The organism is Streptomyces sp. NPDC086080 (assembly GCF_044540255.1).
Classification (GTDB): Bacteria; Actinomycetota; Actinomycetes; order Streptomycetales; family Streptomycetaceae; genus Streptomyces.
The window spans coordinates 1-11319 of the sequence record NZ_JBITRU010000073.1; the positions used below are offsets into that span (position 1 = coordinate 1).

General features: G+C 69.6%; 7 protein-coding genes. 5 read left to right on the top strand and 2 right to left on the bottom strand.

Going from position 1 to position 11319, the window contains the following annotated elements:
* Nucleotides 1-272 precede the first annotated feature (272 nt).
* Nucleotides 273-4547 (bottom strand): LamG-like jellyroll fold domain-containing protein, encoded by a 4275-nt coding sequence (locus ACIF9R_RS37500; RefSeq protein ID WP_399987495.1) that lies wholly within the window; start codon nucleotides 4545-4547, stop codon nucleotides 273-275.
* Nucleotides 4548-5332: 785 nt separating this feature from the next.
* On the bottom strand, nucleotides 5333-5992 hold the full coding sequence (locus tag ACIF9R_RS37505) for a pirin family protein (RefSeq protein WP_399987503.1): 660 nt from the start codon (nucleotides 5990-5992) through the stop codon (nucleotides 5333-5335).
* 62 nt (nucleotides 5993-6054) lie between these two features.
* Between ACIF9R_RS37505 and fasR the strand changes: the two genes are divergently transcribed.
* The 5 genes from fasR (at nucleotide 6055) to fabF (ending at nucleotide 11045) form a co-directional block, all read left to right on the top strand.
* Entirely contained in the window at nucleotides 6055-7260 is a 1206-nt protein-coding gene (fasR, locus tag ACIF9R_RS37510; RefSeq protein ID WP_399987497.1) for a fatty acid biosynthesis transcriptional regulator FasR, read from the top strand.
* Between the two features lie 89 nt (nucleotides 7261-7349).
* Nucleotides 7350-8264: an ACP S-malonyltransferase gene (locus tag ACIF9R_RS37515; RefSeq protein WP_399987505.1), complete on the top strand. Its 915-nt coding sequence runs from the start codon at nucleotides 7350-7352 to the stop codon at nucleotides 8262-8264.
* A 22-nt stretch (nucleotides 8265-8286) separates the two neighbouring features.
* Nucleotides 8287-9288, top strand: coding sequence for a ketoacyl-ACP synthase III (locus ACIF9R_RS37520; RefSeq protein ID WP_399987499.1), 1002 nt, complete (start codon nucleotides 8287-8289; stop codon nucleotides 9286-9288).
* A gap of 87 nt (nucleotides 9289-9375) precedes the next feature.
* Nucleotides 9376-9624 carry an acyl carrier protein gene (locus tag ACIF9R_RS37525; protein WP_103543242.1) on the top strand — a complete coding sequence of 83 codons (249 nt, stop codon included), beginning with the start codon at nucleotides 9376-9378 and terminating at the stop codon, nucleotides 9622-9624.
* 149 nt (nucleotides 9625-9773) lie between these two features.
* Nucleotides 9774-11045, top strand: coding sequence for a beta-ketoacyl-ACP synthase II (fabF, locus tag ACIF9R_RS37530; RefSeq protein ID WP_399987501.1), 1272 nt, complete (start codon nucleotides 9774-9776; stop codon nucleotides 11043-11045).
* Nucleotides 11046-11319: the final 274 nt, after the last annotated feature.

Consider the following 11319-nt stretch of genomic DNA (forward strand, 5'->3'; position numbering starts at 1 on the left):
GCGGGTACTTCCTCGGTGCAGGCATCGTCTGGGCTCCTCTCGCAAAACCCATCTGACCCTCCGTCATCTGTTCCCGCATCTCGGGGGAACCTCACGTACAGAACACTCGGAAAAGTAGGCAGGCGTTTCCGTCTCATACGTATGCCGTCCTTAGCTGAGTGGCGGCCCCGGCATATCCAACGAGGAGGACTGATGCCGCCACAAGTGAACAAAGTGGGAGATGCAGGATGGGTGGTGCGTGCGGCGATCCGTGCGCACCACCCCAGGCGACGTCACCTGCCGGCTGGCACCTCGGTGGGCACGCCGAACCAGGAGCCAGCGAGTTCCTCGATCTGGCTGTCATTCAGGGCGCCCTGGAAGGTCCACACGTCGTCGACCATGCCGGGGAAGTGATCGCCCCATGCCCCGTCGGTCTTGGAGCGACCAATTTGGAGGGACTTGGTGGCCTTGAAGGCCGACGTGTTCTCCGCCCAGGAGGTTTGGTCCCCGCATGCGTTCTCGTCGGCCTCCCCGTCACTGTCGTCGGCTCCGCAGGAGACCACCTGGAGGACGCCGTTGACATACAGGCGGGCCTGCTTGGCGAAACCGTCGTAGGTGACCGCTAGGTGGTTCCATTCCCGCGCGTCGAAGAACTCGCTGTTCGCGACATGCACGACGGACGCATCCGTGCCGTCCTTGTCCGGAAGCGCCAGTTCCCAGCGCCCCAGACCCTCCGGGTCCACGGGGTCCGGCACAAACCGCACGGTGAAGGCACTCTGAGTGGAGCCCTCGGCGCTGATCAGCGAGACGCCGTCCTCGGGCAGCGCGGCAGCCTGCGCCCAAGCGGTGACCGTGTAGCTGGCGCTGGTGTCGAACGGAACGGACGTCGTGGACGCGTAGCCCTTCACGCCGTCCAGTTCCAGGCCACCGAAGTCAATGAAGGCAGTGTCCGACTTCGTCGCCCCGTCGTTCAACGTGAGCGCGCTGCCGCCGGCCACCGCGTTCGGAGTCGTCACAGGGCTGGCGCCGTCGACCTCCTCGAACATCCACCGGCTCTTGATCAGCGGCCGCTGCTTGAACATCTGCTGTACCTCGTCGGCAGAGACCGGCCGGTCCAGGACCCGTACGTCGTCGATGGTGCCGGGGAAGTGGTACTGCGTCGCCCCGCTGAAGCTTCCGGCCCCGATGTACATCGACCTGTCGGCGAAGAAGGGGCTGTTCTGCGGGACGGAGCCGGCCTTCGTGCCGTTCACGTACAGGGTGAGGGTGTTGTCGTCCGTGTCGTGCACGCCGACCAGGTGCGCCCACTCCCCGGCGTAAGCCTTCGCGCCGGCGGGCTGCATGACACGGGTGATGCCCGCGTCCGCCGAGTCCGCGGTGTACTGGGCGAAGGCCCACTGCTGGGCCGCAGCGGAGTAGTACAGCTCCATCCCGGGCCGCTCCCTGCCCGCCTGCAGCGCCACCACACCGCTCTGGGACGACAGGGAGTCCAGCTTGGCCCACGCCGAGACGGTGAAGCTGCGGAAGGTGTTCACATGCGGGGCGCTGGTCTCACCGACTTTCCCGTAGCCGGTGGTGCCGTCGAAGTGGGCGGCCTTCCCGGCGACTCCCGGCACGCCCGTGGTGACCGTTCCGTGGTAGGTCGCCGGGATCACTGCGCCGTGTCCGACGATCTCTGTCGCGTCGGCTGCCTCGTCCAGGGGGAGCACCGCGATCGCGGGCGGGCCCGGGTCACCGACGGTCTGCTTCGCATACAGCTGGGTGACTTCGCTGTCCTCCAGTTGCCGGCTGAAGATCTGCACGTCGTCGATGGCGCCGGAGAAGAAGTTGCCGGGCGTCCCGCTGTAGGAACCGGCCCCGATCCGCAGACCGCGGCGGGCGTTCCAGGGGGTCGACCATGCCTTCTCGCCGACCAGTTGGCCATCGACATACAGGCGCAGCCGGTCCAGGGTCGCGTCGTAGGAGCCGGCGACATGCGTCCACTTGCCCACCGTGACCGGGGCGGGCGCGGCGGCCTTCGCCATGACCGATGTGGCACCGGCGGCGTCCGACGAGTGCTGGTTGAACACCCAGCCGTGGACCGGGGAGTAGTAGAGCTCGGAGCCTGCCATGATGTTGCCCGGCTGGGTCGCCACCACCATCGAGTGGGTGGACTGCTCGTCGAAGTTGACCCATGCGGAGACGGTGAAGCCCTGGTTGGTGTTGACCGGTGAGAGGTCGGTGTCGGCGTAGCCGTCCGTACCGTTGAACCGCACCGCCGTACCTACGGCGCCTTCGACTCCGGCGGTGGTGCCGCCGAGGAGTCTCAGGGTGCGCGGGGGTGTGGATCCCTCCGCCTGGCTCGCCCCCGCGCCCTCATCCATCTGCCATGTCGCCCGGTCGGGCTGGCCTGCCTTCACCCGGTACTGGTAGGTGCGGATCTCGCTGCCGTTGCCGGCGGAGTCGAAGGCCTGCGCGGTGAAGAAGTTCACGCCGGGCTCGGCCGGCAGCACCTTCACGATCCGTGCGGCGCCACCCGATGTGGTGATCTTGTTCTTGGAGGTCGGGTCACCGTTGATGCCGTACCAGTACGTCGTCACGTCCGAGTTGACCCCGTCGACGGTGAACGACCCGTACTGTCCCACTCCGTCGTACCAGGGATCTTCGGGATTGACAGGATCCGACTCCGGGTACTCGCCCGAGCTCACTGTCGGTGCCTGGGGCACGCTGGTGTCGTAGACGAAGTAGCACGCCGACGCATCCCCGGCATGTGACCACGGTGAGTACTGCGCCCCGTCGAAGACCCGGGCGTACCAGCTGACGGTCTTGTTCTTGGGGATCGTTGACGGCAGGGAGATCGTGAACGAGGAGCCCGACGCCTTGCCCGCCGCGCGGGTGGGACTCCAGGAGCCTCCGTCCCACTTCGCCTGGAACTGCACGCCGACGTTGTCCCCGTCGGGATCGGTGACATCGTTCGCGCGGATCGTGCCGAGGGTACGGACGCGGGCGAGGGAGGACGGGCTCTTGCAGGTACCGCCGTACTCCATCGTCAGCTGCGACATCTTCAGCTGGGACGGCGGACGGTTGTACTTCACCCGCAGGAATGCTTTGTCCGAGAACCGCTTCCAGCCGTACCGGTCGTCCTCACTGGCGGCGCGCAGTCCGAACGTCATCGTCGACCACTTGCCGTTCGCCGCCTCCTGGACCGCCGACTTCACGTCGAATTCCGCGTCCTTCGCGGCGCAGCCCGTGTAGCCATAGGCGAACGGCTCGGCCGCCAGCTTCTTGATCCAGAATCCAGCGGCGTTCTGGGAGTTCCAGGTCGTCGACGACGAGATGCCCTTCGTGCGCCACAACTGCACTTCTCGCGCCGTGCAGGACGCCGAGTGCACGTTGCGGACCACGAACTCCGCCGACAGAACCGTTTTGCCCGCGAACTTCGAGGTTGGGACGCGGTAGAAGAGCCGCTTGGTGTCATACGGTGCGCAGTAGTCCCAGCCGCAGTAGCCGAGACCTGCGTCCGACTTACCGTTGAACTTCCACTGAGGCGACGACGCCCAGTACTTCGATGCCATGGTCCAGGCCGAAGCACGCGGGGAGTACCACTGCGGGTCGATGAACACCGGGTACTCGGTGTCCTCCCCCTTCAGTACGTCCTGGTCCGGCCTGAGGACCAGTTCCCGGCCGCCGGCCGGGAGGTCCACGGCGACGGGGGCGAGCTTGGCGGACTCCGTGGGGCCGGGTTCACTGTCGTCGGCGGCCTTCTGGGCGGCCTCGGCCGACAGGGCAGCGGTACGGACCTGGGGAGTTGTACCCATGGCAGCGACCTGATCAGTGTCGGTGTCGGTGCCCGAGTCCCACATCAACGGCTTCGGCGCCTCGAACACCGCGGTGCCGGCGCCCTCGTCGAGCGCTGCCAGGCCGCCGCTCTCGGTCTCCCTCACCTCCATGCCGTCGGTGGCCATCTGCAACCGCAACTCGGACAGTGCGGGACTCTCCGCGGCTTCTGCCGATTTGACGACGAGCAACTGGGTGAACCCGTCCTCCTGCGCACCCATGCGCAGATCCACATCCGGGAGTACGTTCCGGTAAGTCGCCGTGGCGCCGTCCAGATCTGGTTCGGGCAGCCTGCCGGGCCAGGACAGAGCCAGCTCCCGGCCTGCTCTGTTCATCCGTACCAGTGGTACGCCGTCCCCGCCGCCGGAAAACGTCAGCCCGACGGTGGCCACCTTCGGCACGACGGTGCCCTCATCGGTCCGCGCGAGGTCGGTATCGATGTCCTTCCACTCACCGCCGACCCGGACCCGGACGGGACGCAGATACTCCCGTGCCTCCAGATCACCCTCTGGCGTCACAAAGACGTCGTGGCTCTCACCGCGCATCGAGGTGATCTCCACACTGCGCCCGGTCTTCTTGGCCTGTGCCCGAGCTTCCTTCTCGGCGGGCGGGACCTCTCCTGAGCCCAGCGAACCGCCCTGTGGCCCCTGTGTGCTTGGTGCACCCTGGGGATCGGATCCCACCCCGCCGGACGCTGCCGCCGCGCCAGGCATCAGTCCCACCGCGAGCACGGAACTCAAAGCGATCGCCATGATTCCCCGGACGCCGCGCAAACGCGCACGCGTCTTCATCTCCACATCCCCCCGACACTATGAACATTTTGTGAAAGTTACTGGTCAGGAGGGAACTTAACGCACCATCACAAGATCGGTCCAGGGTAAACTCTGTCCGTCGGCTCCTCGTTGGGCCGCCTGATGCAGCGCGGCACCCAGTGGCCACGAAAGCCGAGCCGCTCAGCGGTAGAGGGGGACAGCTGCTCGGCGCTGCGCGCGCACGGGGCGTACGCCGCTGTCGGGGATCAGGGTGCCGTACGACCTGGCCACGCGGGGACGGACGGTGATTGTCGGTAGCGGCTCGTCTCGGCGGATCCCCCGGACGCCCAACGTTTCCTGTCGCCAACTCCGCCAGGAGTCGCCTTCATGCTCAGTTCATAAGGTCGCTGCCAGCGCTCGCGCCACGCCCAGTTCCGCTCGCGCGCCCAGCAGTTGGGCGGCGTGGAGCAGGCTCCGGCGGGAGGTCATCCCCCGCTCCAGCGCCTCGCTCACCGCGGCGTCCAGGATGTCCTGGTCTCGCTGGCCGCCGCGCACTCGGCGATGGCACGCGACGGTGTCGTCACCCGGTATCCCATCCGGTCCTCGATGTCCGACCGCGTCAGTTCTGCGCGGTAAAGGATCACCGCATCCGACTTCTGCCGGAATCCGCGGGGGACGGTGAGATGGATACGGCCGGGGTTCGCCGTGCCTAGGTCATGGGTCGCGAGGGCAGTGGCGTGGGAGACGACTGCTCTCCCCTTGCTCCACAGTGGTGGTTTTGTGTTTCACTCGCCCCGCATCTCCCACAGCAACAACTCCGCCGGTGCGTTCGCGGCGAGTGCCTCGATGTCCTGGGTGTCCGTGAGGCGGGCGGCGTCGCCAGGGCCCAGGTGCTCTCCGTCCAGGTGGACGTCGCCGCGCACCACGTGGACGTACACGTACGCCCCGTCCGGCACCGCCGTCCGCTCGCCCGCCGAGAGTCGGCGGACGTGGAGCATCGCGCCCGCCTCCGGGAGGGCGTACGGGGTGGAGTCGGCTATGCCGCGGACGACCTCGTAGCAGGGGTCGCCGCCGGGGGTGAGGGGGGCGAGCCACATCTGGAGGAAGGTGAGAGGGGCGGAGCCCGCGTTGCGTTCCACGTGGCGGACGCCGGACGCGGCGCTCAGGCGCTGCACGTCGCCGGGGCGGATCACCGTCTCCGTGCCCGTGGAGTCGCGGTGGGTCAGCTCGCCCTCCACCACCCATGTGACGATCTCGGTGTGGCTGTGCGGGTGCTCGTCGAAGCCGGCGCCGGGGGCGAGGCGCTCCTCGTTGCAGGCGATCACCGCGCCGAAGCGGAGGTTGCCGGGGTCGTAGTGCGGGCCGAAGGAGAAGGCGTGGCGGGTGTCGATCCCGGCCGCCGGATCGCCGCCCCGGTAGCGCTCACCCGAGCGTCGTACGTCCATCACAGGGTCCACGGTAGGCCCTGTGACACGCGAGGCAGTCCCGATAAGGCAGTCTTGTCCCCGTGCCCGAACCCGAAACCAGTACCCACCGAGCCGCCGCCCGCCCCGCCCACGCGCATGCCGCGACGCTGAAGCGGCTGGAGAGGTCGTCCGGCACGCTCGCCGCGCAGGCGATCGCGCGGATGGACGAGACGCTGTCCTGGTACCGGGCCATGCCCCCGGAGAACCGTTCCTGGATCGGTCTGGTCGCCCAGGCGGGCATCGCCGCGTTCACCGAGTGGTTCCGGCGTCCCGACGCCCCGCAGGCCATCTCCACCGATGTGTTCGGCACCGCGCCGCGTGAGCTGACCCGGGCAATCACGCTGCGCCAGACCGTGGAGATGGTGCGCACCACCATCGAGGTCATGGAGTCCGCCATCGACGAGGTGGCGGCGCCCGGCGACGAGAGCGTGCTGCGCGAGGCGCTGCTGGTGTACGCGCGGGAGATCGCGTTCGCCACCGCCCAGGTGTACGCGCAGGCCGCCGAGGCACGGGGTGCCTGGGACGCGCGGCTGGAGTCGCTGGTGGTGAACGCAGTGCTGAGCGGCGAGGCCGACGAGGGGGCCGTGTCGCGGGCCGCCGCGCTGGGGTGGAACTCGCCCGAGCATGTGTGCGTGGTGCTGGGCACCGCGCCGGACGGTGACTCCGAGCTGACCGTGGAGGCGATCCGGCGGGCCGCCCGGCACGCCAAGCTCCAGGTGCTGACCGGGGTGCTCGGAGACCGGCTGGTGGTGATCGCGGGCGGCAGCGACAACCCGATCGCGGTGGCGAAGTCGCTGATCGGACCGTATGCGGCGGGTCCGGTGGTGGCCGGTCCCGTGGTGCCGGACCTGCTGGCCGCGACCCGGTCCGCGCAGGCCGCCGCGGCGGGACTCAAGGCGTGTGCGGCCTGGCAGGACGCCCCGCGCCCGGTGCCGGCGGACGATCTGCTGCCGGAGCGTGCCATAGCGGGGGACCCGTCGGCGCGCGAGCAGTTGGTGGAGGAGATCTACAGACCACTGGAGGAGGCCGGGGCCGCACTGCTGGAAACGCTCAGTGTGTATCTCGAGCAGGCGAGCAGTCTCGAAGGCGCGGCGCGGATGTTGTTCGTTCACCCCAACACCGTGCGTTACCGGCTCCGACGTGTGACAGACGTCACCGGTTGGTCACCCTCCGATGTACGCTCTGCGTTCACCCTGCGAATCGCGCTGATCCTGGGGCGTCTGGCCGATGGCGATCTTCAGTCCTAGTCTTTTGTCGAGGCTCCACAAAACCCCCTGCCGTTCTTCGTCCCTGTCCCCACGGGCGGCCGCACCCGTCCCCAAGAGAGAGTGTGAGAGTGCTCGTACTCGTCGCTCCCGGCCAGGGCGCTCAGACGCCCGGCTTCCTGACTGAATGGCTCGAACTCCCCGGTGCCGCGGACCGCGTCGCCGCGTGGTCCGACGCCATCGGACTCGACCTCGTCCACTACGGCACGAAGGCCGACGCGGACGCGATCCGCGACACGGCCGTCGCGCAGCCGCTGCTGGTCGCGGCCGGGCTGCTCTCCGCCGCCGCGCTCGGCGACGTGGCACCCGGTGCCGTCGCCGGTCACAGCGTCGGTGAGATCACCGCCGCCGCCCTCGCGGGTGTCCTCGACGACACCGCCGCGCTCTCCCTCGTCCGCAAGCGGGGTCTGGCCATGGCCGACGCCGCCGCGATCACCGAGACCGGCATGGCGGCGCTGCTCGGGGGCGACCCCGAGGTGAGCGTGGCGCACCTGGAGAAGCTGGGCCTGACGCCGGCGAACATCAACGGCGCGGGCCAGATCGTCGCGGCCGGCACCAAGGAGCAGATCGCGGCCCTGGAGGCGGACAAGCCCGAGGGCGTGCGCAAGGTCGTCGTCCTGAAGGTGGCCGGCGCCTTCCACACGCACCACATGGGCCCCGCGGTCGACACGCTGGCGAAGGCCGCCGAGGCGCTGACGCCCGGCGACCCCAAGCTCACCTACGTGTCGAACAGGGACGGCGCCGCGGTCGCCTCCGGTGCCGAGGTGCTGGAGCGCCTGGTCGGCCAGGTCGCCAACCCGGTCCGCTGGGACCTGTGCATGGAGACCTTCAAGGAGCTCGGCGTCACCGCCCTCCTGGAGGTCTGCCCCGGCGGCACCCTGACCGGCCTCGCCAAGCGCGCCCTGCCCGGCGTGAAGACGCTGGCCCTGAAGACCCCCGCCGACCTCGACGCGGCCCGCGCGCTCGTCGCCGAGCACACCGCCTGACCGCCTTAAGGAGCCGACCCGCATGGCGAAGATCAAGCCCAGCAAGGGCGCCCCGTACGCGCGCATCCTCGGCGTGGGCGGTTACCGCCCCACCCGGGTCGTGCCGAACGAGGTGATCCTGGAGACGATCGACTCGTCCGACGAGTGGATCCGTTCCCGCTCCGGCATCCAGACCCGGCACTGGGCCTCGCCCGAGGAGACCGTCGCCGCGATGTCGATCGAGGCATCCGGCAAGGCGATCGCGGACGCCGGGATCGACGCCTCGCAGGTCGGCGCCGTCGTCGTATCGACCGTGTCGCACTTCCGGCAGACCCCGGCCATCGCCACCGAGATCGCCGACAAGCTGGGCACGCACAAGGCCGCCGCCTTCGACATCTCGGCCGGCTGCGCGGGCTTCGGCTACGGGCTGACGCTGGCCAAGGGCATGGTGGTGGAGGGGTCGGCCGAGTACGTACTCGTCATCGGCGTGGAGCGGCTGAGCGACCTGACCGACCTGGAGGACCGGGCCACGGCCTTCCTGTTCGGTGACGGCGCGGGCGCCGTGGTCGTCGGCCCGGCCCAGGAACCGGGGATCGGCCCGACCGTGTGGGGCTCCGAGGGCGACAAGTCCGAGACCATCAAGCAGACCGTGCCGTGGTCGGACTACCGCGACGGGACCGTCGAGAAGTTCCCCGCGATCACGCAGGAGGGCCAGGCGGTGTTCCGCTGGGCCGTGTTCGAGATGGCGAAGGTCGCACAGCAGGCGCTGGACGCGGCCGGGATCAGCCCGGACGACCTGGACGTCTTCATCCCGCACCAGGCCAATGAGCGGATCATCGACTCGATGGTGAAGACCCTGAAACTGCCGGCGCACGTCATGGTCGCCCGTGACATCCGCACCACCGGCAACACCTCGGCCGCCTCGATCCCGCTCGCGATGGAGCGGCTCCTGGCGACCGGTGAGGCGAAGAGCGGCGACACCGCGCTCGTCATCGGCTTCGGGGCGGGTCTCGTCTACGCCGCGACGGTCGTTACCCTCCCCTAGGCACTCCGTGCCGGATGATCGGTCCGGTACGCGAGGCAGCACCGTTTCATCCGCTGGAATCTGGAACCACAAAGAAGGAGCGCCATCATGGCCGCCACTCAGGAAGAGATCGTCGCCGGTCTCGCGGAGATCGTGAACGAGATCGCCGGCATCCCGGTTGAGGACGTCCAGCTGGACAAGTCCTTCACCGACGACCTGGACGTCGACTCGCTGTCCATGGTCGAGGTCGTCGTCGCCGCCGAAGAGCGCTTCGACGTCAAGATCCCGGACGACGACGTCAAGAACCTCAAGACGGTCGGCGACGCGACCGATTACATCCTCAAGCACCAGGGCTGAGCCCTGCCGGGCTTTCCGGGTCTCCTGACTTCCTTCCGCCGGTACTTCACTCCGTCGGTACGGGAGGCCCGGGGGTCGGGAGCCCAGGCCCCGCCACCCGGCGGTGGCGCCGTACGAATCCTCGTAGATCCGTTGGAGAAAGAATTCCGATGAGCCCGACCAATCGCACCGTGGTCGTCACCGGTATCGGCGCAACCACACCGCTGGGTGGCGACGCGGCCTCTACCTGGGAGGGGCTGGTCGCCGGACGTTCCGGCGTCAAGCTCCTGGAGCAGGAGTGGGCCGCCGACCAGGCGGTCCGTATCGCGGCACCGGTGGCCGTCGAGCCCACCGAGGTCATCCCCCGGCCGCAGGCCCGCCGCCTGGACCGCTCGGCGCAGTTCGCGCTGATCGCGGCCAAGGAGGCGTGGGCCGACGCCGGTTTCGAAGCCAAGGCCGGCGAGGACCCGAACATCGACCCGGACCGGCTGGGCGCAGTCATCGCCTCCGGCATCGGCGGTGTGACGACCCTGCTGGACCAGTACGACGTGCTGAAGGAGAAGGGCGTCCGCCGCGTCTCCCCGCACACCGTCCCCATGCTGATGCCGAACGGCCCGTCCGCGAACGTGGGTCTCGCGGTGGGCGCCCGCGCGGGTGTGCACACGCCGGTCTCCGCGTGCGCGTCCGGAGCCGAGGCCATCGGCTACGCCATCGAGATGATCCGCACCGGCCGCGCCGACGTGGTCGTCGCGGGCGGCACGGAGGCGGCGATCCACCCGCTGCCGATCGCCGCGTTCGGCAACATGATGGCGATGTCCAAGAACAACGACGACCCCGAGGGCGCGTCGCGTCCCTACGACACCGGCCGCGACGGCTTCGTCATGGGCGAGGGCGCGGGTGTCCTGGTCCTGGAGTCCGCCGAGCACGCCGCCGCGCGGGGCGCCCGCGTCTACGCGGAGGCGGTCGGCCAGGGCATCTCGGCCGACGCGCACGACATCGTGCAGCCGGAGCCGGAGGGGCGGGGCATCTCGGCGGCCCTGCGGAACCTGCTGGACCGGACGGATCTGGATCCGGCGGAGATCGTGCACGTCAACGCGCACGCCACGTCCACGCCGGCGGGGGACATCGCCGAACTGAAGGCGCTGCGGAAGGTGTTCGGGGACGACGCGGACCACTTCGCGGTCTCCGCGACGAAGTCGATGACCGGTCATCTGCTCGGTGGAGCGGGTGGGGTGGAGTCGGTGGCGACCGTGCTGGCCCTGTATCACCGCGTGGCGCCGCCGACGATCAACGTCGAGAACCTTGATCCCGAGGCCGAGGCGGCGGCGGACGTGGTGCGGGGGGAGGCGCGGAAGTTGCCTGTGGACGGGCGGATCGCCGCGCTGAACGACTCGTTCGGGTTCGGCGGGCACAACGTGGTGCTGGCGTTCCGGTCGGTGTAACGGCCGTTGGCTGTGTGAAGGGCTCCTGCCTCTGGTGAGGTGGGGGCCCTTTGCCGTGCGGCGCGGTGGGGGCGGACGGCGCGGTGGGGGCAGACGGTGGGGTGGGGGCAGGCGGTGGGGTGGGGTGGGAGTTTCTTCGCCCCCGCCGCCCCTTCCCGTCCCGTCCCGGGGGGGGGGGGCCCCCCCCCCCCCCAGGGCCCCCCCCCCCCCCCCCCGGGGGGGGGGGGGGCCCCCCCCGGGGGGGCCCCCCCCCCCGGGGCCCGGCGCCCCCCCC